Raw genomic sequence first — 25,622 nt, 5'->3', positions numbered from 1 at the left:
ACTAGTCCTTATTGAGCAGCCATCAATGCCTTCACTTGTTCACCAGTACAACCAAAACGACGCTCTCGGTTGATAAACCAAGTCACAGCCTCTACTAAGCTGTCTTCATCGAATTCAGGCCAGTACTCAGGAGTAAAGTACATTTCAGCATAAGCCATTTGCCACAGCATGAAGTTACTGATGCGACACTCACCACTAGTACGAATCAATAGATCGACTTCTGGTAGATCAGCCATAGTCAGATGCTGGGTAATCAACTGCTCATTGATATCCTCTACACGGATCTCACCGTTACGCGCTTTTAACGCTAACGATTTGGCCGCCTCTGTGATGTCCCACTTGCCACCATAGTTGGCTGCAATGTTAATCACCATCCCCGTGTTGCCGGCAGTTAGAGCTTCCGCTTCAAGAATTTTACCTTGTAAGCGTTCACTAAAACGGCTGGTATCGCCAATGACACGTAGGCGTAAGTTGTTTTTGTGCAGCTTTTTCACTTCACTCGATAAGACAGAAATGAATAGCTCCATTAAAAGGCCGACTTCTTCTTCTGGACGACGCCAGTTTTCGCTGCTGAAAGCGAACAAAGTCATGGCTTTGATACCAAGCTTGGAAGCGGCTGCAACGGTCTTACGAACGGCGTTTACGCCCTTTTTATGACCGAATACACGAGGCTTTCCTTTGGACTTAGCCCAACGACCATTACCGTCCATAATGATGGCAATATGTTTAGGAAGGGAATCAGAGAAGGCTTGAGAATTTTGCATAGGGAGTTAATTGAGTTCCATCAGTTGGATAGACTAACACAAAAAAACGCTGAGCTGTGAGCACAGCGTTTTCCAACAGTGATGTGGATGGGAGTATTAAACTTCCATCAACTCTTTTTCTTTTGCAGCAAGAACGTCGTCGATCTTCTTAACTGCTACGTCAGTCAATTTCTGAATTTCGTCTTGTGCTTTACGATCTTCGTCTTCAGAGATTTCTTTATCTTTTAGAAGACCTTTTAGGTCGCTGTTTGCGTCACGACGGATGTTACGAACAGCAACACGTGCGCCTTCAGCTTCACCACGAACGATCTTAACTAGGTCTTTACGACGCTCTTCTGTTAGCGGTGGAAGTGGAACGCGGATGATTGTGCCAGCAGACATTGGGTTTAGGCCAAGGTCAGACATCATGATCGCTTTTTCAACTTTTTGAGTTAGTTCTTTGTCGAAAACTGTGATTGCTAGAGTACGAGCGTCTTCAGCAACAACGTTAGCGATTTGGTTAAGAGGAGTAGCTGCGCCGTAGTATTCTACAGAGATGCCAGATAGTAGGCTTGGGTGTGCGCGGCCAGTACGAACTTTTGAAAGGTTGTTCTTTAGCGCTTCAACGCTTTTGTCCATGCGCTCTTGCGCGTCTTTATTGATTTCGTTAATCACGGTTTCACCTTAAAAATGTCATCTTTCATGAAGAAAGCTTAAAGGGCTTAAGCAAAGCAAAACGCCATCCAATGTCTCTTGTTGAATGGCGCTGAGATTTACGCGTCAGCGCAGATCAACGTGCCTTCAGCTTCGCCCATTACCACGCGACGTAGTGCGCCTGGCTTATTCATGTTAAATACGCGGATTGGCATTTTGTGGTCACGAGCAAGTGTGAACGCAGCCAAGTCCATCACTTTCAATTCTTTATCCAGAATTTCAGTGTAAGATAGCTTATCATACAGCTCTGCGTCTGGGTTTGCTACTGGGTCAGCAGTAAATACACCATCAACTTTTGTCGCTTTTAGAACTACGTCAGCTTCGATTTCGATACCACGTAGACAAGCCGCTGAATCTGTTGTGAAGAATGGGTTACCTGTACCTGCCGAGAAGATTACTACACGGCCTTGGCGAAGTTCGCGGATAGCGTCTGCCCAATTGTAATCGTCACACACACCCTTTAGAGGAATTGCAGACATTACGCGAGCATTTACGTATGCGCGGTGAAGTGCGTCACGCATTGCTAGACCGTTCATTACTGTTGCTAGCATACCCATGTGGTCACCCACAACGCGGTTCATGCCCGCTTCAGCCAGACCAGCACCACGGAATAGGTTACCACCACCGATTACCACACCAACTTGAACACCCAGTTCAACCAGCTCCTTAACTTCTTGAGCCATACGGTCAAGAACCGCAGGGTCAATACCGAAACCTTCTTCGCCTTGAAGAGCTTCACCACTCAGTTTTAATAGAATACGTTGATACGCTGGTTTAGGGTTCGTAGTCATGGAGTTTACCTTCCAAAAGAGAGTTGTTGATTAACAGTCATGAATAGACACAAGGTGACTTATAGCTATTCATCACGGCTAAGTTTCGCCGCTCTTTTCGTAAAAAGACCGCAGCCAAGGCTACGGTCTAATATTTGCTCTATACGCTAAGGATTAACCTTTTTGTACCGCAGCAACTTCTTCAGCAAAGCTCATTTCTGCAGCTTTTTCGATGCCTTCACCTACTTCTAGACGAACGAAAGTAGATACAGATGCACCTTTTTCTTTCAGCATTTCACCTACAGTTTTCTTAGGTTCCATGATGAAAGCTTGACCAGTTAGAGAGATCTCGCCAGTGAATTTCTTCATGCGGCCAATAACCATCTTCTCAGCGATCTCTTGAGGCTTGCCTTCGTTCATAGCGATTTCAACTTGAACTTCTTTCTCTTTAGCAACTACGTCAGCTGGTACGTCTTCTGGGTTAACGAACTCAGGACGAGAAGCAGCAACGTGCATAGAAACGTGCTTAAGAGTTTCAGCATCGCCTTCACCAGCAACAACAACACCGATTTTCTCACCGTGACGGTAAGAAGCAATTGCATTACCTTGAACGTAAGCAACGCGACGGATGTTGATGTTTTCACCGATTTTTGCAACTAGTGCAACGCGAGTTTCTTCGAATTGAGCTTGAAGCTCTTCAACAGAAGCTTTAGAAGCTAGTGCTGCAACTGCAACGTCTTCAGCGAATGCAGTAAAGCTAGCGTCTTTTGCTACGAAGTCAGTTTGACAGTTAACTTCAAGAAGAACAGCTACGCCGTTTTCTTCTTTGATGATGATTGCGCCTTCAGCTGCAACGTTACCAGCTTTTTTAGCTGCTTTCGCTGCGCCAGATTTACGCATGTTTTCAATTGCTAGTTCGATGTCAGCGTTTGCTTCTACAAGCGCTTTCTTACATTCCATCATGCCAGCGCCAGTGCGCTCGCGAAGTTCTTTAACTAGAGCAGCAGTTACAGTTGCCATTCTCTATTCCTCGTTTGATTCGAAATAAGGTAAAAAACAGGGGCCTACATTGTCGGCCCCCATTGCTAACTATAACTCAGTCTATGCTACAACAAGGTTTCACATAGACTAAGTGTGACGCAGAGCCGCTATTATTCAGCTTCTACGAAACCGTCTTTTTCAGCAACTACTGCAACGTCTTTGTTGCGACCTTCAGTTACTGCAGATGCAACAGCGTTTAGGTATAGTTGAACTGCGCGGATCGCGTCGTCGTTACCTGGGATGATGTAGTCAACGCCGTCTGGGTTAGAGTTAGTATCTACCACAGCGTATACTGGAATACCTAGGTTGTTAGCTTCTTTAATTGCAATGTGCTCGTGATCAGCGTCGATTACGAATAGAGCGTCTGGTAGGCCGCCCATATCTTTGATACCACCAAGAGATTTCTCTAGCTTCTCCATTTCACGAGTACGCATTAGAGCTTCTTTCTTAGTTAGTTTTTCGAAAGTACCGTCTTGTGCTTGTGCTTCGAAATCTTTTAGACGCTTGATAGACTGACGAACTGTTTTGTAGTTCGTTAGCATGCCGCCCAACCAACGGTTGTTAACGTAGTATTGGTTGCTTGCGATTGCAGCTTCTTTAACAGCTTCAGATGCAGCGCGCTTAGTACCTACGAATAGAACTTTACCTTTCTTCTCGCCAACTTTAGCTAGTTCAGCTAGAGCTTCGTTGAACATTGGTACAGTTTTTTCTAGGTTGATGATGTGAACGCGGTTACGAGCACCAAAGATGAATGGCTTCATTTTTGGGTTCCAGTAACGAGTTTGGTGACCGAAGTGAACACCAGCTTTCAGCATATCGCGCATTGATACAGTTGCCATTTTAAAATCCTCTATGGGGTTAGGCCTCCACATCCCCCATAATTCCGACCAAGCTTCTGCTCAGCACCCCGGAACATGTGACGGAATGTGTGTGATTTAAAGATAAAAGTTAATTGGAAGAAGCTTGCTTCGCTACTCTTCTAATGAAAAGTAAAGAGAACAGTCCTCGATTCCGGCGCGCTTTATACCATATTTTAGCCTAAGATGGCTAGTAAAAATTGTTTCTTACACTTCTTACCCCCATTGCATGACCACCCTACTCTTCACCAAATTCCATCACTACACTTTAAGTAAGAATGACTCATATTCTTAACTGGCTTGGGTTAAGCAAGGGTTGTCTGATAGAATGCGCGCATTCGCACGTTTACGTGCTTACGAATAAGTAGAGAAAGCCAATGTCAATCAAGATTAAAACTGCTGAAGAAATCGAACGCATGCGTATTGCGGGCAAGCTAGCCGCAGACACTCTAGAAATGATCGAACCGCACATCAAGGCGGGTGTGACGACAGAAGAATTAAACAAAATCTGTCACGATTACGCTCTAGAGCGAGGCGCTTACTCTGCACCGCTTGATTACCATGGATTCCCTAAATCAATCTGTACGTCAATCAACCACATCGTTTGTCACGGCATCCCTGCGACAGAAGATGAAAAAGGTGCAAATGGCCAAATGAAGCCAGCGGTACTTAAAGATGGTGACATCATTAACGTTGATATCACGGTTATCGTGCCTAACGATGAAAACGCAGATCTAAGCGTTCGTCCACAAGGCTACCACGGCGACACTTCTAAGATGTTCCTAGTTGGTGATGTATCTCCAGCAAACAAACGTTTGTGTATGGTTGCTCAAGAGTCTCTGTACATTGGTATGCGTCAAGTTAAGCCTGGTGCAACAGTTGGTGATATCGGTACAGCAATCGAGAAGTACATCAAAGAGAACAACAAGAACAACCCACGCAACAAGTTCTCTATCGTGAAAGACTTCTGCGGTCACGGCATCGGTGATGAGTTCCACGAAGAGCCACAAGTGGTTCACTACAAGAACAAAGACCGTCGCGTACTAAAAGAAGGCATGTGTTTTACTATCGAGCCAATGATCAACGCAGGTAAGTTTGGCTGTACAGTCGACGCACAAGACGATTGGACGGTATACACTGGCGATGGTAAAAACTCGGCACAGTGGGAACACACCATTGTGGTGACGAAAGACGGTTGTGAAGTGCTGACGCTTCGTAGCGACGACACGATTCCTCGTTTAATGAAAAACGCATAATCGCATATCACTTTCCTTATCCCCGCCCATGCGGGGATATTTTTTATCTGCTTCAAATTTGTTAGATTGCTTACAGTAGCAAGTTGCACGGATAGCAAATATGACTCTTCAGTCCCCTCTTTCGTTTACCGATGAACAGATCAACATCGCTGAACTTAAGCAAGAACTCGAAAAATTCAGTTCATTCCAAAAACAAGAATTTCTTAACCACCATCCGGTCACCAATTTGGTGTTGTCACGCGCTGAGTACATGGACTTACTCCTCAACCGTTTGTGGCAACACTTTGGCTTCAAAGACATCCATAATATATCGCTGGTTGCAGTAGGTGGTTATGGCCGTGGTGAGTTACACCCCCTTTCTGATATCGACATTTTGATTTTGTCGAACAACAAATTACCGAACGCCCTTGAAGCTAAAATCAGTGAATTCATTACCCTACTTTGGGATTTGCGCCTCGAAGTCGGTCATGCCGTTCGAACTGTTGCTGAATGTGCGGAAATTGGCCGAGCGGATTTAACTGTTGCAACCAACCTACAGGAAGCTCGTTTGTTGTGTGGTAGTGAAGACACTTTCCAAGCGTTGAAGAAAGTGGTGCTATCCGACTCTTTCTGGCCAAGTGAAACCTTTTACCGCGCCAAGATTCAAGAACAACGTGAGCGCCATGCTCGTTACCATGACACCACCTACAACCTTGAACCTGACATCAAGTCAACCCCAGGCGGTCTACGGGATATTCACACTTTAAGTTGGGTAGCACGTCGTCACTTTGGTGCGACTTCATTGCTGGAAATGAGCCGCTATGGCTTTCTTACCGACGCAGAATACCGTGAGTTGGTTGAGTGTCAGGATTTCTTATGGCGAGTCCGTTTTGCTCTGCATATTGAACTACGCCGTTATGACAACCGTTTAACGTTCGGACATCAAGCACAAGTGGCTGAACATTTGGGCTATGTCGGCGAAGGTAACCGCGGCGTCGAAATGATGATGAAAGAGTTCTACCGTACGCTTAGACGTGTAGCAGAGCTTAATAAAATGCTTCTCAAGCTGTTTGATCAAGCGATCATCAACGGTGGTGCCTCTGCAGATGCCGAAATCATTGATGAGGATTTCCAACGCCGTGGTTCACTGATCGAGGCTCGCAAACCCGCGCTGTTCCAAGCTCGTCCTGAAACCATTTTGGATATGTTCCTGCACATCGCCAATGATTCGAGCATCGAAGGCGTGAGCCCTCCTACGTTGCGTCAGTTGCGTACTGCGCGTCGTCGCTTAAACAAGTTCTTGCACACTATTCCTGAAGCGCGTGAAAAGTTTATGGCACTGTGTCGTCATCCAAATGCGCTGCATAAGGCGTTCAGTCTGATGCACAAACTTGGTGTACTGGCGGCGTATCTTCCGCAATGGAGCCAAATTGTCGGTCAGATGCAATTTGATTTGTTCCATGTTTATACCGTGGATGAACACAGCATTCGCCTACTCAAACACATCAATACTTTTAGCTACGCAGAAAACCACAGCAAGCACCCGATTTGTTGTGAAGTTTACCCTCGTATTCAAAAGAAAGAATTGCTGATTCTGGCCGCGATTTTCCATGATATCGGTAAAGGGCGTGGTGGCGATCACTCCGTTATTGGTGAAGGTGAAGCGTATGATTTTTGTATTGAGCACGGCCTATCTAAACCTGAAGCGAAATTGGTAAGTTGGCTAGTAAGGCATCACTTACTGATGTCTGTGACCGCTCAGCGACGCGATATATACGATCCAGACGTCATCACTGAGTTTGCGAAACAAGTACGTGATGAAGAGTATCTTGAATACCTAGTATGCCTGACTGTTGCCGATATCTGTGCGACTAACCCAGAGCTTTGGAATAGCTGGAAGCGTACCCTGCTCGCGGAATTGTTCTACTCAACTCAGCGCGCGTTGCGTCGCGGCTTGGAGAACCCTGTGGATGTTCGTGAACGTATACGCCACAACCAGCAAATGGCGTCAGCGCTACTGCGTAAAGAGGGTTTCTCGGCACGCGAGATCGAGGTGCTTTGGCAGCGCTTTAAAGCCGACTACTTTTTGCGTCATACCCATAAACAAATTGCTTGGCATTGTGAGAACTTGCTGCGTATGGAAGACGCAAGTAAACCACTGGTTCTGATCAGCAAAAAAGCCACGCGTGGTGGTACCGAAGTGTTCGTCTACTGCCCAGACCAACCAGCCCTATTCGCGACGGTGGTTGCAGAGCTCGATCGTCGTAATTTTAACGTTCATGACGCGCAGATCATGACCAGTAAAGATGGCTATGTACTCGATACCTTTATGGTGCTGGATCAACACGGTAAAGCAATTGAAGAAGGTCGTCATGGCGCTGTCACCAAGCACATTACTCACGTATTGGAAGATGGTCGTCCGACAAAAATCAAAACACGTCGTACACCAAATAAACTTCAGCACTTTAACGTCAAAACCAAAGTCGACTTTCTACCAACTAAGAGCAAGAAACGCACTTTAATGGAGTTCGTGGCACTTGATACGCCTGGGCTTCTAGCCAAAGTGGGGCGTACGTTTGCAGACTTAGGCATTAACTTACACGCCGCTAAGATCACCACAATTGGAGAACGTGCAGAAGATTTGTTTATCCTCACAAGTGATGCTGGTGGTCGTCTGAGTGATGAACAACAAGACGAATTGCGCGAGAAGCTGATTGAAAAGTTGTCCGATTCTGTTTCTGCGTAAAAGCGATTAAGCAATAAAACCGTGGGCAAGAACCAGAGCGATCTTGCCCACAAGTTGAGCAATTTGACTAAATATCAGCTATCTAGCTCATAAATGGGCTGCTACAGTTATACGGAAAACTTATTCTAGTTATGAGACAGAGGTAGCCTATGTATCCCCACCTCACTGGTTTGGGTATCCACGAACCAAAACAAATTGAACGTTACTCCCTACGCCAAGAAGCACACAAAGACGTCCTCAAAATTTACTTCCACAAACAAAAAGGCGAGTTCTTTGCCAAAAGCGTTAAATTCAAATATCCACGCCAAGTAAAGAACGTCTTGGTCGACAGCGGCAGCCATAAGTACAAAGAAATTACTGAAATCAATCGTAACTTAACTCTAGTCATCGACGAATTAAACAAGATAACTAAACCGGTGAAAACCGCAGAAGTGGACGTGAAGCAGAAGATTCTGTCCGATCTTCGTCATCTGGAAAAAGTGGTTTCGAGTAAAATCGCCGAGATCGAAGCGGATCTAGAAAAGCTGAAATAAAACGTTAAGAACTAAACAATTTAAAAGGGGTTGGTATAGATACCAACCCCTTCTTTTTGATTGAATCAAAGCGGAGCTCATCAAACTAACGACTTATTGCACCAATGATTCATCCCACTCGAATCGTGCAAACAATTTTTGCCACGTTTCATCAATACCCGCTTTCATTACGATTTCTTGCTCGGTAAATGGGTGGACAAAACGTAACTCCGACGCGTGCAGCAACAAACGGTGAGAATCAAACTCTGTACGATACAACTTGTTATGCTTACCATCACCATGGCTGGTGTCACCGACGATAGGATGACGTAGGTGGGCCATGTGGCGACGCAGCTGATGCTTACGCCCTGTCTTTGGCTGCATTTCCATCAAGCAATAGCGAGTGGTTGGGAACTTACCTGTTGAATACGGCACCTCAACTTTCGCTAACGGTTTGTAGGCTGTCACTGCATCCTGCGCTTCTTTCTCTTGCGAAGCGAACTTATCGGCAATTTTATCCAGCTCAACTTTTAGCGCGTAATCGAGAACGCCTTCTTCTTCGATCCAGCCGCGAACGATCGCGTGATAGGTTTTCTCCATCTTATGTTCAGCAAACATCGGCATCACTTGCGATGCAACTTCACTCGACAATGCAAACACAAGCACACCAGACGTCGGACGATCCAGACGGTGCAAAGGAAACACATGTTGGCCAATTTGATCGCGCAGCGTTTGCATCACGAAAACTGTTTCGTGTTTATCTAACCAACTGCGGTGCACCAACATACCTGCAGGCTTATTTACTGCAACAAAGTACTCATCCTGATAAACGATCTCCAATTCCACTGGAGTAACAACTTGTGATGTTTCTTGTTCTGACATTGAGATTACTTACATAGTTCGTCGATGGTTCGGATGGTTACAAGTAGCTCAGCATAATGTGGTTCTTGCTTCCAAGCTTCCGCGAAATACGGTTCGATAGAAAAGCCACGCGGCAAAGGCTGATTACTTTCCACTAACGCGCGCATACGTGCAATAAAAATCCATTGTAACCACTCATGGGGATGCAGCGTATCAATCGCGAAAGGTTCTGTGCTCTGTAACGCTTCTGTCGTAGGCATGGTTTGTTGCCACAGCTCATAGTGCTGTAATTGCGCTTCAAGTTGTTGAAGTAAGTCGACCAATTGGATGTTTGTTGCCATTAATTCCGTCTCGAACCTTGAATTAGCCGAGAATGATACCATTTCTTGTGAAAAGAACATTAGGATGTCGTATTTAATGGAAAACATTCAAACACTCACCCAGTTGCTTAGCAACAGCCAATGTGAGTATCAAATCTTCGACCTTGGTCGTCGTATCAAGACCATCGATCCACAAGTCTTCGCCGACGTAGAAAAAGGCCAGTGCCCTTACCCATTCCCAATGCAACGTAAAGCGCACCTCGCGATAGCGTATTGGAATGAACAAAAACAACCGTGGATTTGGTTTCTAAAATTTGAGCTGGATGAACGTGGTTTGCTAAAGCAATCCGATATCGGTAACTTCATTAAATACGTTGTAGAGGCGATGGGAACTCGTCTGAATGAGGAAATGTCGGAAGAGCAACAACAAAAGCTTTCTAACAACCCATATACTTTCAAACCCGCTGAAGAGAAGATGGCGGTATTTCATAGCCGAGTTCGCGCTAGTTTAGATTTACCCACCAGCCAGTATTACGAACATACTCAGCACTATTTCACTGGTGGTCTCGGTTGGGAAAACTGGCAAACCGTTGGTCTACAAGGTATTACTGATATGGCCGCACGCCTTGGCCAAGAGCAAAATGCGGTGACACTACGTAAGGCCTTAAACCATCTACCAAACGAACCACGCTACGCTCTGCTTGGTGCTTTAGAACATGTAGAACTGCAAGAGCGCCTAGCACAGCGTATTGCAGAACAAGCACAGCAAGAGATTAAAAGTGATGAGCCTGATCTGTTCCTATTATCTGCGTTAATCCGTGCTCTAGCAGGCGCATCGTCGGAAATTTCACTGCCAGTGTTAAACACAATTTTACAAAGCCCACGTTTAAGTCATCAAGAGGTCTTAATTGGTATCGCAGGCCGCACTTGGCACTTATTGGCTGATGCAAATGTCGCTGAGCAGTTTTTACTGCGCCTTGCTCAAACAGGCAACCAAGCACTCTTCAACCAATTATTTGCCGACTTAGTGATGCTGCCAGAACTAAGAATGGTTCTGCTACCTCTATTACACTCTAGCCCATCGGAAGAGCTAGCGACGGCATTAGTCAAATTGCAGCAAGCGACCAAGGGATAATAAAGGATTAGGGATGATTGGTGACTTACTAGCCATTTTAGGACTGTGCTTTTTCTGCTTTTTGTTTTGGCAACAAAGACGCCAATCAGAATTAGCGAAAGCGGCTATTACACGCAAATGCGAGCAACTTGATCTGCAATTGGTCAGCATCGCATTTGGTGCACATAAAATGAAAACGCCAGACGGAACCTGGCGTTGGCATACAGTGTATCAATTTGAGTTCTCATCTCTTGGTGACGATTGCTACCAAGGAGAATTGACGATGATCGGGTTTAGGCCGCTGAACTTTCACCTACCGCCACATCGCTTGTAAATTCCATTTCAAAGTAAGGGCCGTATAGGTCCTTGCTTTCTCTTGTCTTTGTAAATCCAAGTTTTTCCAGTACTGCCATGGATGCTTTGTGATGACTATTCACATTTGCTTTGACTTTGTGTAGTCCAAGCTCACGGCACGCCTTCGGGAAAAACGCCTTTAGCGCTTCTGTTGCTAATCCTTTACCCCAATAAGCTTTATCAAAGATAAATCCCAGCTCTGGTTCATGCTCCAGATTCGAAATGAACACGTGTCCCATATAGTCACGGCTGGTACTTTCAAGTACCGCCATACTGTAGACATTCTCATCATCCAGAATCTTCTCAAACAACTGTTTCGCAGAAGACACGGTATGTGGTCCATTCATCTCTGCGCGATTCTTAGCGCAGCAATTTAACATCACGAACTCTAGTTGCAACGACTCATTGTAGGGTAGAAGAAGCATTCTTCTGGTTACTATGGTCACATCTGTTCCTTGATTACAGCAAACTTAATTTATCCGCATAGCAGAAGCTCAAGAGCTATTCATTTGTTATGCGGTACATAACGCCTTTTAGAGAAGCCGAAAGTTAAACCAACTGATTGGAAAGAATATTGATCTGGATTGTTTTTTATTCAGTGTTATGAGGAATTTATAAATTATGTGATATTGACACTTTTAATTATCTGAAATTATGAAAGTGCAAAATAAGAAAGACCCCGACACTAGCGTATCGGGGTCATAGTCTTACTCGCAGCAGTCCGGCTACTAAATAGTGCTCCATGCATCATCCATAATAGTGGCTGATTCCGTCAGCTTAGTCCTTACGTCGCCGTCCTAGCGGTGTCCTTATCATCCTGATAGCTAACAATCCTCGTTAGCGCGCATCACTTGTTCCTTGAGCGGTGTCCATTGCATCTTCCTGATGCTGTCCTTACCTCAATCCTAAGAGGGGTCCATTGTCTATCCTTAGTCATCAACATCCTATTGATGATTGTGTCCTTACAATGTCCTGCGCTCCGTGCTTGATCACTCATCCTGAATAATCAAATCGTCGTCCTGACGATGACCAAATCCTTGGTGCTTTCCTGTTCCATGTCTGCTTCCTGCCGACAAGGTTTAATTTACGCTTTTCCTTGTAAATCACAATCAGCCCAAGATATTCTTTTGTTTGAAAACTTAGTTAAAAAGATGTTAAATCGTTATTTTTCATAATCTTATGCCAACTAATTTCTTTTGTTCTGACGACGAAATCGTTTTCTCTCACAACCTCTGTGAGAGATCTCGCACAAGGGTCTGCCGAAATTGCCATTCGCTAATTTCAGCGCCTCAACGTATGATGACAGAAGTCATTTTAGTAGGGACAAAATATGTTAACTCAAGACGTCACTAAAGAGCTGGAAGCCGTGATGGAGCAGTTGCAACAGCAAGGTAAAGAGCCAACCGTTGCTCTGGTCAAAGCTCGAATGAAAACGCCTGTGCCTATGCCAGCATTAATCGCAACCATCAAAAGTTGGAAAAGCGCGAATCGCATTCCTAAAGTTGAAGTTGCGGTACAAACACCGAAAGAAGAAGATCGCATCACCATTCTGGAAAACACAGTAGCTAAACTGGTGGCTCGTGTTGAAGAGCTTGAAGCCAAACTAAATGAGAAAACAGCATGAAATTATGGGTAGATGCAGATGCTTGTCCGAAAGTCATTCGTGAGACTATCGTACGTGCGGCAGAACGAACCGGTGTTGAGTGTACCTTTGTTGCAAACCACGTAGTTCCTGTACCAAAGCGTGCCAATATTCACTCTCTGCAAGTGCCTGCCGGTTTTGATATTGCGGATAACGAAATTGTTCGTCGTGTCGAAGCCAATGATCTGGTGATCACATCAGATATTCCACTTGCAGATGAAGTCATTAGCAAAGGCGCATTGGCGCTAAGTTCACGAGGCGAGCTTTACACGAAAGATACTATCAAAGCGCGACTCAATATCCGTGACTTTATGGATACCATGCGATCAAGCGGTATTCAAACGGGAGGGCCAGCAGCGCTGTCTCAAACGGAACGTCGCGAGTTCGCCAATCACCTCGACAGAATCCTCGCAAAACGTTAGGCATTCATTTTTACCCACAAAAATCGTCGCCAGTGAAATGAGAACCTCAAAACTCCGTTCTTTGTTGTTATAACAAGAATGGAGTTTTATTTATGAACGCACGGATCGTCGTCCCCTTTTCATTACTTTTCTTTTCTACGACGTTGCTTGCCAGCCAAGAACCCTTTGGCATTGTTGGCGGTAGTATCACCTCTGGCGAAAGCGCTTTTTCCGTCAAAGACACACCTCAGTTGGTTGCGACACCTAACTTGTTCTATTCCGGCCCTATCGGTTTTGTCGATGGTAGCTTAGCAAACTGGCAGGCGTTACCTTATGTGGGGCTATCAGCAAACTGGCGCTTCGCGGAAGTCTCCGATACGTTTGCCGATCTGCCAAACGGCATTGACGATCGTGATGGCAATGGTGAACTTGGTATTACTTTGGGCACTGTTGGCGCAAGATTGACTTATCTGCATGATGTCACCTCAGATCACAATGGTTACGAAGTTCAACTGCATCTCGGCCGGACACTAGAGACTTGGTTACCACCGTTTACCCTCACCCCCTTTCTAGAAGTCGATTACCGAGATAAAAAACTCTCTAACCATCTGTACAGTGTCTCTGCGCGAGAAGCGGCAGCATCAGGGCTAAGAGAATTTAAAGCCAATTCTACTTTTGTTTACCAAGCAGGACTTATTGGTCTTTATGAAGTCACACCATCTTGGATTGCAATCACCAAAGCAGAATTTATTCATCATGACAGTGACAGCACATTGATACAGCGTGATATAGGTTGGTCGTTAGAAGTCGGTCTAACCTATCGTTTCGCAGGTCTTTGAACGAAAAAAGCCTGCGATAAACGCAGGCTTTGATTGAGCTGAGTGAGGTTGCCTATTAAGGCGTGTAGTATGTCGCTGCACCTGGACCTACTGGTAGACCGAATACGAATACCCACAGGTAGAACAGCACACTCCAACCAACAAGGAAGACAATCGAGTAAGGCAACATGGTCGCGATCAGCGTACCGATACCTAGATTCTTCATGTAGCGCGTTGCTACCGCAAGGATAAGACCGAAGTAGCTCATCATTGGTGTGATGATGTTCGTCGTTGAGTCACCGATACGGTAAGCCGCTTGAATGGTTTCAGGAGCGTAACCGACTAGCATTAACATTGGTACAAAGATTGGTGCAGTTACTGCCCACTGTGCTGATGCTGAACCAATCATCAAGTTGATGAAGCCACACATTAGGATGAAGGCGAAGAACAGCATTGGACCAGTTAGACCAATTTCTTGTAGGAAGCTTGCGCCTGCTACTGCAAACACTTGGCCAAAATTCGTCCACTTAAAGAAAGCAACAAATTGCGCCGCGAAGAATACCAGTACGATGTACATGCCCATTGAAGACATTGACTTCGACATGGCATCAATGACATCACGGTCATTCTTCATCGTACCAACTACGCGACCGTACACAAAACCCGGTACCGCGAAGAAAACAAAGATAAACGCGACGATACTCTTCAAGAATGGAGAGCCCGCTACTGTGCCAGCGTCAGAACGTAGAACACCATCAGCAGGAACAATAGTCCATGCTAGTAGTGCAGACACTGCCAATACTGCGATACCCGCAAGCTTAAGGCCTTTTTTCTCTACGTCAGTTAAACCGCCCATCTTGTCTTGAGACAAGTCTTCAGCCGCTTCTTCGTCATTATATTTACCAAGTTTTGGTTCAACGATTTTCTCAGTAACAAATGCACCGGTAATCGCGATGAAGAAGGTAGAAACAAACATGAAGTACCAGTTTACTTCTGGACCAACAGAGTAAGTTGGGTCAATCATCTGTGCTGCTGTTTCAGTGATGCCTGATAGCAGTGGATCAACCGTACCGATAAGTAGGTTTGCAGAGTAGCCGCCCGATACACCAGCAAATGCAGCGGCAAGGCCAGCTAGTGGATGACGACCTAATGAGTGGAACAACATTGCTGCCAGTGGAATCAGTACCACGTAACCAAGCTCAGAAGCCGTGTTTGAAATGATACCAGCGAAAACAACGGTTACAGTAACCATGCGCTGAGAAGCGCCCATTACTAGGCCACGCATTGCAGCAGAAAGTAGACCAGAATGTTCTGCAATGGCAACACCAAGCATCGCAACCAAGACGGTACCTAACGGTGCGAAGCCAACAAAGTTTTTCACTAGATTTGTAACAATCAGCTGTAAGCCTTCAGCATTTAGCAAGCTTACGACTTGAATCATACCATCAGCAGCACGGCCAGGCGCACCCTCTGGGCGCGGGTCGACAACGGAAACTTCAAAGTAACCAGCGATACCCGACATAACTAGGATTGCAAGACAGAAAATGGCGAAAAGTGTGATTGGGTGGGGTAAAAGGTTCCCCAAATATTCAACTGTATCTAGAAAACGCGTGAACAGCGGCTTCTTTGGTGAGTTTTGTTTCATTGAAGCAGATGAACTCATCTGTTCCCTCCTTGTATTTATTCCTGCGCATTTGTGACAAAAATGTCATAAAGCTTGCGCAGGGTACTCGACACAAGGGTTAAGTGAAAGTTCAAAACGTTACAGAATGTAACTCAAAGGCGGATTTATGACCTATTATCGATAAAAATATAGTTATATCACCCACATACAGATCATAAATCAGAATTATAAGTCACACCATCCCATAAATCGATACGATATTTATGGTTATTTCTGCACCGCCTTAAAGCGTGGGTTCGTTTTGCAAATAACGTATAAACGCCCTCTTCTTTTTACGATCTGACAATCTGGGTGACGGCTTTTTGCGCTCTTTAATGACTTAACAACCTTCATTTTTTACTCCTTATCTTTATTGAATTGACCAAAGCGGCGATTGAAGTTAGCAATACGACCTTCAGCTTGTACGACACGTTGCTTGCCTGTGTAAAACGGGTGAGAGGCAGATGACACATCCAGTGTGAAATATGGGTAAGTCTTGCCGTCTTTCCATTCAATGGTGCGATCAGTTTGTAGTGTCGAACCAACAACAAAGTATTCGTCTACGCTGGTGTCATGAAATACTACAGGACGGTATTCAGGGTGAATTCCTGGTTTCATATTAAAATTTCCCTCTTGATTAATTGTTATAATATAACATATCAATTAGGAATCATTCTCAACAAAAAAGCAAGCGGAATTTTGTGGTACTTTAGTTTTCATCTTCCATGTATAAGACACCATATTCATGTATTCCATTGAGCCTATTGGCGTAATTGAAAGCCCATATAAAGAGAAGTTTGCGGTCCCTCGCCAACCTCGCTTGGTGCCTGCGGCGCATTCACGTGTCAAACTTCAAGGCGCAGCAAATAGTCCAGAAGCCCTTCGTGGTTTAGAGCAGTTTTCTCATGTATGGCTACTGTTTTTGTTTGATCAGAACTTAGAAGCGGGATGGAAACCCACCGTGCGCCCGCCTCGTTTAGGAGGCAATGAACGTGTTGGCGTCTTTGCGTCACGTTCTACTTTCCGTCCCAATGGCATTGGCATGTCGGCAGTGGAAGTCAAAGGTATTAGCAAGAAAGGCGATCAGATCTATTTGGATCTTGGTAACGTAGACTTGGTCGATGGCACGCCAATTGTTGATATCAAACCATACATCCCCTACTCAGATTCTATTACAGAGGCACAAGGTGGCTACGCAGAAGACGAACCCGAAACATCTCAGATCGGCTTTTCTTCAGCTGCACTGGCGGCACTCAAAAAGCGTAGCGATACTGAGTATGTCAAAACAGTGATCGAGCAAGTTCTGGCACAAGATCCTCGTCCGGCTTACAAGAAAAACAAGCCTGACAGTAAGGAATATGCGGTAAATTTGTTCGATCTGAACGTTAAGTTCACGGTTAGCGATAACTTAATAACAGTTACTGCGATTGAAAGCTTTTGACAAAGGCATTTGGCTGATATTATAAGCGGCTAACAATTTTCCCTTTGTGGGACCTCATGCTCCTGTCCATTCTGGCTTGAGTATCTAACTTTAATAAACGGATAAATTTAATGCGTACCAGTAATTATCTTCTTTCTACTCTGAAGGAGACTCCAAACGACGCAGAAGTAGTGAGCCACCAGCTCATGCTACGCGCGGGTATGATCCGTAAGCTGGCTTCAGGTCTATACACCTGGCTGCCTACTGGTCTACGTGTGCTGCGTAAAGTCGAAAACATCGTTCGTCAAGAAATCGACAATGCAGGTGCAGTCGAAACTTTGATGCCCGTTGTTCAGCCGTTTGAACTATGGGAAGAGACAGGTCGTTCTGAGAAGATGGGTCCTGAGCTACTTCGCTTTACTGACCGTCATACTCGTCCGTTTGTTCTTAGCCCTACAGCTGAAGAAGTGATCACTAGCCTTGTGCGTAACGAAGTGAGCTCTTACAAACAGCTTCCGCTAAACCTGTACCAAATCCAGACTAAATTCCGTGATGAACGTCGTCCACGTTTCGGCGTAATGCGTGCACGTGAATTCTGCATGATGGATGCATACAGCTTCGACATCGACAAAGAAGGTCTAGAGAAATCTTACCAAGCGATGCACGACGCTTACTGTAAAGCATTCGATCGCATGGGTCTTGAGTACCGTCCAGTACTTGCTGACTCTGGCGCTATCGGTGGTAGTGGTTCTCAAGAGTTCCACGTACTTGCTGAAAGCGGCGAAGACCTAATCGCATTCTCTACTGAGTCTGATTACGCAGCGAACATCGAAAAAGCAGAAGCGGCAGCACCTGCAGGTGAGCGCGCTGAGCCAAATCAAGAGATGACGTTGGTTGATACGCCAAACGCGAAAACAATCGCGGAGCTTGTAGAGCAACACGGTCTAGCGATTGAGAAGACAGTGAAAACTCTATTCGTGAAAGCGTCTGATGAAGTAGATGCTGACATCATTGCTCTTATCGTTCGTGGTGACCACGAGCTAAACGAAGTGAAAGCAGAAAACCTACCTCAAGTTGCTTCTCCATTAGAGATGGCATCAGAAGAGGAAATGCGTGCACTGATCGGTGCTGGCGCTGGTTCTCTAGGCCCTGTTGGTCTTGAACTGCCATTCATCGTTGACCGCTCTGTTGCTGTAATGAGCGACTTCGGCGCAGGTGCAAATATCGACGGCAAACACTACTTCGGTATCAACTGGGGCCGTGACGTTGAATTAGGCCAAGTTGAAGATCTACGTAACGTAGTAGAAGGCGATCCAAGCCCATGTGGTCAAGGCACGCTAATGCTTAAACGTGGTATCGAAGTTGGTCACATCTTCCAACTAGGTAATGTTTACTCTCAAGCGATGAACTGTGGCGTTCTTGGTCCTGACGGTAAAAACGTTATCCTAGAAATGGGTTGTTACGGTATCGGTGTATCTCGTGTTGTTGCTTCTGCAATCGAGCAAAACCACGACAAATACGGTATCATTTGGCCAGACGCACTAGCGCCTTTCCAAGTGGCTATCGTGCCAATGAACATGCACAAGTCTGAAGAAGTGAAAGAAGCGGCTGAGAAGCTGTACGCTGAACTGACGGCTATGGGTATCGAAGTACTATTCGATGACCGTAAAGAGCGCCCAGGCGTGATGTTCTCTGATATGGAACTTATCGGCATTCCTCACACTATCGTGATCGGTGATCGTTCAATGAAAGAAGGCAACTTCGAGTACAAGAACCGCCGCTCTGGTGAGAAAACAGCGATTGCTATGGCAGACATCGTTGAACACATTAAAGCTCAACTGCAATAAGCACATTGTGCTGAATACAGAGTGATAAAAAGGGTTGGCTTCGGTCAGCCCTTTTTTACGTCTGTTTTTTAAGCCTTTTGGCCCTACCTAATATTGGCGCTGTTAATCTTTGGTTCAGACTCATCACCTTACACTGGATTCAATCTAGTAAGGAGGTCATTCATGGATCTAAAAAGTCTTCTTAACCAAGCGCTCAAATCAGACCTAATCAAGCAAGGTACCGATGCGATTGGTAAACAAACCAGCAATATCAAATCCTCATCAAGCTCTAGCCAACTGAAAACACTTGGTGCCGGCGCGATTGGTGGCGGTCTTATCGGCATGTTAATGGGCTCTAAAAAGAGCAAAAAGATGGCCAAGAAAGTCGGTACAGGCGCACTCAAAGTCGGTGGCGCAGCGGCATTAGGTGCTCTGGCTTACAAAGTCTACAATGATTGGCAAGCGAAGCAGGACACACAGGGCGTCAACGAAAGCTTCGATCCTGATGACAACAAACATGCAAAACTGATCCTTAAAGCCATGATTGGTGCAGCCAAAGCCGATGGCCACGTCGATGAACAAGAAATGGCTCGCATCGAACAAGCACTGACAGAAATGGGTGCAGATGATCATGTAAGACAGTTGGTTCATCAAGAGCTGCATAAACCTCTCGATCCAGCAGAAATCGCGCGCTTAGCAACGTCGCCACAACAGGCATCAGAAATTTATCTGGCGTCGTTGATTGTGGCCGATGAGCAAAACTTTATGGAGAAAACGTATTTGCAGGAGCTTGCGAAGCAGCTCAACCTTTCTCCAGAGGTCACTTATCAGTTAGAAGCACAATTACAGTGATGAATGTTTGCTCAAGTTGCGTGTTAACTTGAGCCAAAACAATTCTCTGCTTTGAGTTTCAAAACGGCTATGTGTATATTTGAGAGCAGTTATCATTCCTTAAGGATTTAGCCATGCAAGTATACGGCTGTTGTGAATTAGTTCGTGAGCTTTACGCTCAAATCGGTAGTGGCGATCAAGGCTACATTCCTCAAGCGATCTCGTGTGCAGTAAAAGCGTTAAACGACATCGCTGCCGACGAATCCCTACCAAAAGAAGCTCGTGAAAAAGCCGCGTTTGCAGCAGCAAACCTGCTGATTTCAGATTTTGAGGATAAGTAATGAATCTGGCAAATTTTGAGTCCATGGATCCAATCATGTTAATGAGCATCGTCAATATGAAGCTGCGTGACGACTTTGCCGGTGATCTAGATAAGTTGGTCGTATTTTTTGATATCGACCGTGCTGCGCTTGAAGCAAAGCTGGCGACGGCAGGTTTCGATTTCTTACCTGATGCAGGTCAGTTCCGTTAATCGTGAGCCGAGACGGATAGCAAAAACACGAATAGAAAAAAGGGCTTGATGCATTCATCAAGCCCTTTTCTTTTATGTTTTGAGTCAGCTTATTAGCCGAACGAAGCCCAGATAACAGTCGCCACGAGAATCGGACAAACAAACTTCACGTATGCAGGCCACAACTTACCAAACCAACCTTGGGTGAACTCAGGACAACCTTGTTCAAGCTCTTTGATTTTCGAGTGACGATTCCATACCCAACCACCAAACAGACAGAACAACAGTGCTGCCATCGGTTGTAAATATTGCGTCGCGATAGTCGCAACCATGCCAAATAGTGCACCGAAGTTAAATACGATAACCACACTGAACAGCGCAATCAGGCCACCCAATACCCAGCTTGTCGTGCTGCGTTTAGTGTTGAATCGCTCACCAACCAGAGCAACCGGACATTCAAGCATCGAGATAGATGACGTCAGTGCTGCAATCGTCAGCAGTAAGAAGAACACGATTGAGAACAGTTGGCCAAGCAAACCTAAGCTATCAAACATCAGCGGTAGAACTGTAAATACCAACGTATCTGAACTTAATAGCGAACCATCTTCTGCATAGATTTGAACGCCTTTTTGCATCGCAACGAACATTGCTGGCATCACCACTAGACCAGCAATAAAGGCAACTGCGGTATCGACCATAGTCACGTTCATCGCCATCTTCGGCAGGTTCTCTTTCTTACTTAGGTAAGAGCCATAGATAAGCATCGAACAGCCACCGATGGTCAGTGAGAAGAAGCCTTGGCCCATTGCGGCAAGGATAAGTTTGCGATCCCATACTTTCTCGAAATCAGGCACTAGGTAGTGCTTCAAACCTTCCATCGCACCGTTTTGCGTCATGATGTAGATGAGCAGCAAACCGAACAGAACAAACAGTGCTGGCATTAAACGTGTTGACCACTTCTCAATGCCCTGCTTCACGCCGCCTTGTACGATCAAAATGGTTAATACATAAAATGTAATCGTACCAAACAAGTTGCGTTCAACGCTGAAGCCTTTCAACCATTGTGTCGCCGCTTCCATACCCATGATGTCGGTCACTGCGCCCAACATAAAGCAGATCAACCAACCGCCTACAATCGAGTAAAACGCCAAAACCGCACTTGGCACACTCAGACCAATCCAACCAACTAGGCCGCCAAGCTTCTTGCCCACAGGGTTGTCTGTTAAAGAACGCATGCTGTCTACTGGGTTTGCTTGACCATGACGACCGATCGCCATTTCAACCACCAGCATTGGGAATGCAACGATAAGAATCATCACCAAGTACACCAACAAGAAGGCACCGCCGCCGTTACTTGCTGCTTGGGTAGGAAAGCCCCAAATGTTACCTAGACCCACTGCAGCACCTGCTGCCGCTAAGATGAATCCAAGGCGTGAGCCAAAATGCTCACGAGGCTGAGAAGAAGTTTGTTGTGTCATACCACTCACACAAAATATCAATGAACTAGCTGACTAGTACAGTATAGCAATATCTTCTACTCAACAAGAGTCATTAGGTTAATTACTCGACAATCAGATCAATTAGCAGACATTCAGTTTGTAAATTTCCACGTACATCTCATATTCGCCAAGTATCGTTTTTTGTCTTTTTGATGAATTTATAAATCAGCGTGAAGTGAGCCGAAAAATAATGAGCCGAGTTGTAAAGTACGAATAGTTCAACGTGATTTCGTGTTGAAAAGTGAAACATAACGCTTCGAATTTCTCTCCTGATGTCTATTTATCAACTAGTTATCTAATTAGTTCAACAGAACATCTTGTAACTCAAGGAGAGAAAAATGAAGGTCACGCTACTGCATGGTGCGGTCATCGCGGCACTCAGTGTCAGCTACCAAGCTCAAGCTTATAACTGCCAAAATTTATCAGCATGGGATGGTACCACCGTTTATAACTCTGGCGATCAAGTACGGACCCAAGGCGCAGCTTATGAAGCGGCCTATTGGACCCAAGGCAATAATCCGGTAAACAACTCGGGACCATGGGAGGCTTGGAAAGGCCTTGGGCAATGTGATGGTGGCGGTACAAACCTACCTCCAACAGTCTCATTCTCTTCTCCAACCGATAACGCACAGATACCAGAAGGCAGCGTAATAACGCTATTAGCCAATGCTGCTGATGAAGATGGGCAAGTGGCTCAAGTAGAGTTCCTTGCTGGGAATCAAACTGTTGCAATGGTAAGCCAAGCCCCTTTCCAAGCTAACTGGACAGCAGTAGAGGGTGTCTCTCAGTTAACGGCAATCGCCACCGACAACGAAGGTGCGGTAACCGCAACCAATGTTTCTATCTTCGTTCAACCACAAACCGAATTGCCACCTCCAACCGTTTCTCTAACGAGCCCAACAGGTACAGAAACACCAAATGTAGGTGACACTATTTCGGTAACGGCCGATGCAGCAGACAGCGATGGTTTAGTCACCCAAGTTGAGTTCTTCTTAAACAACCAATCCGTGGCTGTCGATACTGCGGCTCCATATGAATATGTCTGGACGGCGGCAGTCGGTACTCATACCTTCAAAGCGCAAGCAACCGATGATTCGAACCTGTCAACCATGAGCCAAGAAGTCTCGCTCGTCGTCAGCGACTCTAGTTCTGGCGGTTGTGCAGACGCCTTGCCTTATGTGGCAGGTAACCGCTATGAAGCAGGTGCACTCGTCTCTAATCTCAACCAGAAATATCGCTGTGATGTTGCAGGCTGGTGTTCTTCTGATGCAGCCTGGGCTTATGAGCCAGGTGAAGGTTTGTACTGGCAGGATGCATGGACTGGGCTAGGTGCCTGTTCGACACCGCCTCAAGTCGCTATCACCGCACCAAGCGAAGGCCAAGTATTACTCGCAGGCGACAATGTTGAAGTCTCGGCGGATGCCAGCGATGCAGACGATAACGTGACTCAAGTGGAGTTCTTCGCCAATGGCACCAGTTTAGGTGTGGTTGCTCAAGCACCATACTCAGTCTTGTGGAATGCAACGCTAATTGGTACCAATCAACTTAAAGCCGTTGCAACAGACAACGATAACAACACGTCCGAGTCTGTCGTTAACGTGACTGTGAGTGACCAAGATTTGGTGATTTCATTGACGTCACCGAGTGCAGGTCAAACCGTCGGTTTAGGTAAAAATCTCGTTCTAAGCGCGGATGCAACCTCACTAACCTCTGGCGTGAAACACGTCGACTTTATGGTGAACGGTGCCATTGTCGCAACCGACACGACAGCACCTTACTCGGCGAACTGGACACCTGCCGCGATTGGTAGCTTTACGGTAAGCGCTCAAGCCACCGATCTTGCAGGTACAATAGCGCTTTCTGATGCGGCATCGATTACCGTTGTTGAACAAACTGAGAAACGTCATAAGTTGATTGGCTACTGGCACAACTTCGTGAACGGTGCAGGCTGTCCTATCCGCCTCGCTGACATGTCTGATGCATGGGATGTGATTGATGTTGCCTTTGCAGAAAACGACCGTAACAGCGATGGTACCGTGCACTTCAACCTGTACTCTGGTGACATCTATAGTGATTGTCCTGCGCTAGACCCAACTCAATTCAAGCAAGACATGGCCGCTCTGCAAGCTAAAGGTAAGAAGTTCGTTCTGTCTCTTGGTGGCGCAGAAGGCACAATCACACTCAACACTGACCAAGATGAAGCAAACTTCGTGTCTAGCCTAACCGGATTGATTGCTGAGTGGGGTTTTGATGGCTTGGATGTAGATTTAGAAAGTGGCTCTAACCTGCTGCATGGTTCGCAAATCCAAGCTCGTTTAGGTGGTGCTTTGTTGCAAATCGAGCAGAACATGGGCGGCGATATGTACCTAACCATGGCACCTGAGCACCCTTATGTACAAGGTGGCTACATTGCTTATAGCGGTATTTGGGGCGCATACATTCCTGTGATTAACGAAACACGCAGCACACTCGACTTGCTACACGTTCAGTTATACAACAACGGTGGCTTGCCAAACCCTTACTTACCAGGATCGGCACCAGAAGGCTCAGTGGATATGATGGTGGCGCAATCTAAGATGTTGATTGAAGGCTTTGAATTAGCAGACGGCACCATGTTTGAGCCACTGCGTGATGACCAAGTCGCGATTGGCTTGCCGTCGGGTCCAAGTTCAGCTAACTCAGGTCAGGCGCCAACACAGAACATCCTAGACGCATTAGATTGCTTAACCAAAGGCACTTCATGTGGCACAGTGAAACCAGCATTCAACTACCCGAACTACGCTGGTGTGATGACATGGTCAATCAATTGGGATGAACACGATGGCTTTAACTTCTCGAAACCAGTGGGCGATAAGTTAACTCAGATGAATGCGGAATAACTCGTATAGATACTGAATAGTACCCATGTAAAAAGAGCGCCGATAACAGGCGCTCTTTGTTATTTGTGTTTCGCGAATTAAATCGTGAAGACTTGGTAATCTTTTAACGCTGGGATCTTCTTCAGCAGATCTTGCTCTTCACCTGCCATATCATCCAGTGATTCACACAAATCTTCCGCTTGTTTTTCGACGTCTTTCGAATGCTCAGCTAAGCGTTCTTGTACCTTGGCTTGCAGTTCCGTCATGCTTTCAGACAGCGCAGTCAAGTTCAAACCACCGTCTTCTTTCATCTTGGCAGACAAAGCGTCAAATGCGCTGGTTAGGAATTCTTTGTTAAAGATTTCTTGTGCCTTTTCGAAGTCTTGTGACCATGATTCTGTCATCGAGTCAAAACTGTCAGCAGGCAGAATAAAATCACCGTCTTTGTAGTAACGGGCTTCTACATCGGCAAAGAAATCCTTTACCGCAACCTTAACGTTATCAAACGAATCAGGCGCATCAAGGCTTACTGCGATATCATCGATGATGTCATTTGCTAGGGCTAAGCCATCACTCGCCAGCTGTTTCGCTTGCGGAATATAAGCATTCATCTTCTCGCGGTAACTTTCAATTGCCGCTTTTTGATCATCATCTAGCTCGATCATTTCACCTTTGATGAACAGGTTATTGTCTTCATCGACGACCGCTTTTTCACCATTGGCATGTACGATTTCTAAGTTCTGACCATCCATACGAACTTCGTTGTTAATATCAACGCGACACTGAGCTGCGTAGCCACTGGCACTGATAGTCAACAAGGAGAGCGTGAGCAGTTTCTTCATTACTTTCTCTTTTTCATGATTATTCTGTTTAACTATAACAGCCA

The 25,622-nt window shown here is 45.7% G+C and carries 27 protein-coding genes; 14 read left to right on the top strand and 13 right to left on the bottom strand.

From position 1 onward, the window contains the following. Nucleotides 1-8: 8 nt before the first annotated feature. From uppS to rpsB, 5 genes are all read right to left on the bottom strand, one after another. Nucleotides 9-764: an undecaprenyl pyrophosphate synthase gene (uppS, locus tag VJL_RS15440; protein WP_038864695.1), complete on the bottom strand. Its 756-nt coding sequence runs from the start codon at nucleotides 762-764 to the stop codon at nucleotides 9-11. Between the two features lie 96 nt (nucleotides 765-860). Continuing rightward, nucleotides 861-1,418, bottom strand: a complete 558-nt coding sequence (gene frr, locus VJL_RS15435) for a ribosome recycling factor (RefSeq protein ID WP_038864693.1) — start codon at nucleotides 1,416-1,418, stop codon at nucleotides 861-863. A gap of 98 nt (nucleotides 1,419-1,516) precedes the next feature. Next, the gene (pyrH, locus tag VJL_RS15430) at nucleotides 1,517-2,248 is read right to left on the bottom strand and encodes a UMP kinase (protein ID WP_005436777.1); all 732 of its coding nucleotides are present in this window, start codon (nucleotides 2,246-2,248) and stop codon (nucleotides 1,517-1,519) included. Between the two features lie 153 nt (nucleotides 2,249-2,401). Continuing rightward, the gene (tsf, locus tag VJL_RS15425; protein ID WP_038864691.1) at nucleotides 2,402-3,247 is read right to left on the bottom strand and encodes a translation elongation factor Ts; all 846 of its coding nucleotides are present in this window, start codon (nucleotides 3,245-3,247) and stop codon (nucleotides 2,402-2,404) included. A 131-nt stretch (nucleotides 3,248-3,378) separates the two neighbouring features. Then, nucleotides 3,379-4,107, bottom strand: a complete 729-nt coding sequence (rpsB, locus tag VJL_RS15420) for a 30S ribosomal protein S2 (protein WP_038864690.1) — start codon at nucleotides 4,105-4,107, stop codon at nucleotides 3,379-3,381. Nucleotides 4,108-4,502: 395 nt separating this feature from the next. On the opposite strand from rpsB, the gene map reads away from it, so the two are divergent. The 3 genes from map (at nucleotide 4,503) to VJL_RS15405 (ending at nucleotide 8,639) form a co-directional block, all read left to right on the top strand. Then, on the top strand, nucleotides 4,503-5,381 hold the full coding sequence (gene map, locus VJL_RS15415) for a type I methionyl aminopeptidase (RefSeq protein WP_038864689.1): 879 nt from the start codon (nucleotides 4,503-4,505) through the stop codon (nucleotides 5,379-5,381). A 100-nt stretch (nucleotides 5,382-5,481) separates the two neighbouring features. Continuing rightward, nucleotides 5,482-8,106: a bifunctional uridylyltransferase/uridylyl-removing protein GlnD gene (gene glnD / locus VJL_RS15410; RefSeq protein ID WP_038879145.1), complete on the top strand. Its 2,625-nt coding sequence runs from the start codon at nucleotides 5,482-5,484 to the stop codon at nucleotides 8,104-8,106. A 149-nt stretch (nucleotides 8,107-8,255) separates the two neighbouring features. Then, complete coding sequence (locus VJL_RS15405; protein ID WP_038864687.1) at nucleotides 8,256-8,639, top strand: DUF3461 family protein; 384 nt, start codon at nucleotides 8,256-8,258, stop codon at nucleotides 8,637-8,639. 93 nt (nucleotides 8,640-8,732) lie between these two features. Here VJL_RS15405 and truC read toward each other — a convergent pair whose 3' ends face one another. Together truC and VJL_RS15395 are read right to left on the bottom strand one after the other, a co-directional pair. Continuing rightward, a complete protein-coding gene (gene truC, locus VJL_RS15400) occupies nucleotides 8,733-9,500 on the bottom strand; it encodes a tRNA pseudouridine(65) synthase TruC (protein WP_038879143.1) in 768 nt (255 codons plus the stop codon). A gap of 5 nt (nucleotides 9,501-9,505) precedes the next feature. Further along, on the bottom strand, nucleotides 9,506-9,820 hold the full coding sequence (locus tag VJL_RS15395; protein WP_038864800.1) for a YqcC family protein: 315 nt from the start codon (nucleotides 9,818-9,820) through the stop codon (nucleotides 9,506-9,508). A gap of 76 nt (nucleotides 9,821-9,896) precedes the next feature. Here VJL_RS15395 and VJL_RS15390 point away from each other — a divergent pair, with 76 nt between their 5' ends. Together VJL_RS15390 and VJL_RS15385 are read left to right on the top strand one after the other, a co-directional pair. Continuing rightward, nucleotides 9,897-10,934: a DUF3549 family protein gene (locus VJL_RS15390; protein ID WP_038879142.1), complete on the top strand. Its 1,038-nt coding sequence runs from the start codon at nucleotides 9,897-9,899 to the stop codon at nucleotides 10,932-10,934. Nucleotides 10,935-10,947: 13 nt separating this feature from the next. Further along, nucleotides 10,948-11,247: a DUF3301 domain-containing protein gene (locus VJL_RS15385; RefSeq protein WP_038879139.1), complete on the top strand. Its 300-nt coding sequence runs from the start codon at nucleotides 10,948-10,950 to the stop codon at nucleotides 11,245-11,247. On the opposite strand, the gene VJL_RS15380 is transcribed toward VJL_RS15385, so the two are convergent. Beyond that, nucleotides 11,207-11,692: a GNAT family N-acetyltransferase gene (locus VJL_RS15380; RefSeq protein WP_038864682.1), complete on the bottom strand. Its 486-nt coding sequence runs from the start codon at nucleotides 11,690-11,692 to the stop codon at nucleotides 11,207-11,209. The genes VJL_RS15385 and VJL_RS15380 overlap by 41 nt on opposite strands. A gap of 905 nt (nucleotides 11,693-12,597) precedes the next feature. On the opposite strand from VJL_RS15380, the gene VJL_RS15375 reads away from it, so the two are divergent. The 3 genes from VJL_RS15375 to VJL_RS15365 all read left to right on the top strand — a co-directional run bounded on the left by VJL_RS15375 (nucleotide 12,598) and on the right by VJL_RS15365 (nucleotide 14,149). Next, nucleotides 12,598-12,891, top strand: a complete 294-nt coding sequence (locus VJL_RS15375; protein ID WP_038864680.1) for a hypothetical protein — start codon at nucleotides 12,598-12,600, stop codon at nucleotides 12,889-12,891. After that, the gene (locus VJL_RS15370; protein ID WP_038864678.1) at nucleotides 12,888-13,331 is read left to right on the top strand and encodes a YaiI/YqxD family protein; all 444 of its coding nucleotides are present in this window, start codon (nucleotides 12,888-12,890) and stop codon (nucleotides 13,329-13,331) included. Before VJL_RS15375 ends, VJL_RS15370 begins: the two co-directional genes overlap by 4 nt. Nucleotides 13,332-13,423: 92 nt before the next feature. Further along, nucleotides 13,424-14,149: a MipA/OmpV family protein gene (locus tag VJL_RS15365; RefSeq protein WP_038879136.1), complete on the top strand. Its 726-nt coding sequence runs from the start codon at nucleotides 13,424-13,426 to the stop codon at nucleotides 14,147-14,149. Nucleotides 14,150-14,204: 55 nt separating this feature from the next. On the opposite strand, the gene VJL_RS15360 is transcribed toward VJL_RS15365, so the two are convergent. The 3 genes from VJL_RS15360 to VJL_RS15355 all read right to left on the bottom strand — a co-directional run bounded on the left by VJL_RS15360 (nucleotide 14,205) and on the right by VJL_RS15355 (nucleotide 16,409). After that, nucleotides 14,205-15,791, bottom strand: coding sequence for an AbgT family transporter (locus VJL_RS15360; RefSeq protein ID WP_038864674.1), 1,587 nt, complete (start codon nucleotides 15,789-15,791; stop codon nucleotides 14,205-14,207). 228 nt (nucleotides 15,792-16,019) lie between these two features. Continuing rightward, a complete protein-coding gene (gene ykgO, locus VJL_RS27965) occupies nucleotides 16,020-16,145 on the bottom strand; it encodes a type B 50S ribosomal protein L36 (RefSeq protein WP_005380299.1) in 126 nt (41 codons plus the stop codon). Between the two features lie 3 nt (nucleotides 16,146-16,148). Next, nucleotides 16,149-16,409 carry a type B 50S ribosomal protein L31 gene (locus VJL_RS15355; RefSeq protein ID WP_038864672.1) on the bottom strand — a complete coding sequence of 87 codons (261 nt, stop codon included), beginning with the start codon at nucleotides 16,407-16,409 and terminating at the stop codon, nucleotides 16,149-16,151. Between the two features lie 127 nt (nucleotides 16,410-16,536). Here VJL_RS15355 and tsaA point away from each other — a divergent pair, with 127 nt between their 5' ends. From tsaA to VJL_RS15330, 5 genes are all read left to right on the top strand, one after another. Continuing rightward, nucleotides 16,537-17,232, top strand: a complete 696-nt coding sequence (tsaA, locus tag VJL_RS15350; RefSeq protein ID WP_038879134.1) for a tRNA (N6-threonylcarbamoyladenosine(37)-N6)-methyltransferase TrmO — start codon at nucleotides 16,537-16,539, stop codon at nucleotides 17,230-17,232. A gap of 110 nt (nucleotides 17,233-17,342) precedes the next feature. Then, nucleotides 17,343-19,058 carry a proline--tRNA ligase gene (locus VJL_RS15345; protein ID WP_038879131.1) on the top strand — a complete coding sequence of 572 codons (1,716 nt, stop codon included), beginning with the start codon at nucleotides 17,343-17,345 and terminating at the stop codon, nucleotides 19,056-19,058. A 162-nt stretch (nucleotides 19,059-19,220) separates the two neighbouring features. After that, entirely contained in the window at nucleotides 19,221-19,889 is a 669-nt protein-coding gene (locus VJL_RS15340; RefSeq protein WP_038879127.1) for a tellurite resistance TerB family protein, read from the top strand. A 113-nt stretch (nucleotides 19,890-20,002) separates the two neighbouring features. Beyond that, nucleotides 20,003-20,209: a YaeP family protein gene (locus VJL_RS15335; RefSeq protein ID WP_038864665.1), complete on the top strand. Its 207-nt coding sequence runs from the start codon at nucleotides 20,003-20,005 to the stop codon at nucleotides 20,207-20,209. Continuing rightward, on the top strand, nucleotides 20,209-20,400 hold the full coding sequence (locus tag VJL_RS15330; protein ID WP_038864663.1) for a DUF4250 domain-containing protein: 192 nt from the start codon (nucleotides 20,209-20,211) through the stop codon (nucleotides 20,398-20,400). The genes VJL_RS15335 and VJL_RS15330 overlap by 1 nt, the downstream gene beginning before the upstream one ends. A 92-nt stretch (nucleotides 20,401-20,492) precedes the next feature. On the opposite strand, the gene VJL_RS15325 is transcribed toward VJL_RS15330, so the two are convergent. Next, nucleotides 20,493-21,857 carry a sodium-dependent transporter gene (locus tag VJL_RS15325; RefSeq protein WP_038879125.1) on the bottom strand — a complete coding sequence of 455 codons (1,365 nt, stop codon included), beginning with the start codon at nucleotides 21,855-21,857 and terminating at the stop codon, nucleotides 20,493-20,495. Nucleotides 21,858-22,216: 359 nt separating this feature from the next. On the opposite strand from VJL_RS15325, the gene VJL_RS15320 reads away from it, so the two are divergent. Beyond that, the gene (locus VJL_RS15320; protein WP_038879122.1) at nucleotides 22,217-24,757 is read left to right on the top strand and encodes an Ig-like domain-containing protein; all 2,541 of its coding nucleotides are present in this window, start codon (nucleotides 22,217-22,219) and stop codon (nucleotides 24,755-24,757) included. 77 nt (nucleotides 24,758-24,834) lie between these two features. On the opposite strand, the gene VJL_RS15315 is transcribed toward VJL_RS15320, so the two are convergent. Further along, complete coding sequence (locus VJL_RS15315) at nucleotides 24,835-25,578, bottom strand: YggN family protein (protein WP_038864657.1); 744 nt, start codon at nucleotides 25,576-25,578, stop codon at nucleotides 24,835-24,837. Between the last annotated feature and the right edge of the window lie 44 nt (nucleotides 25,579-25,622).

The organism is Vibrio jasicida CAIM 1864 = LMG 25398, assembly GCF_000400365.1.
GTDB classification, from domain to species: Bacteria; Pseudomonadota; Gammaproteobacteria; order Enterobacterales; family Vibrionaceae; genus Vibrio; species Vibrio jasicida.
Note: the sequence above shows the minus strand (reverse complement) of the source record. Positions and strands in the feature narration are given on the sequence as shown.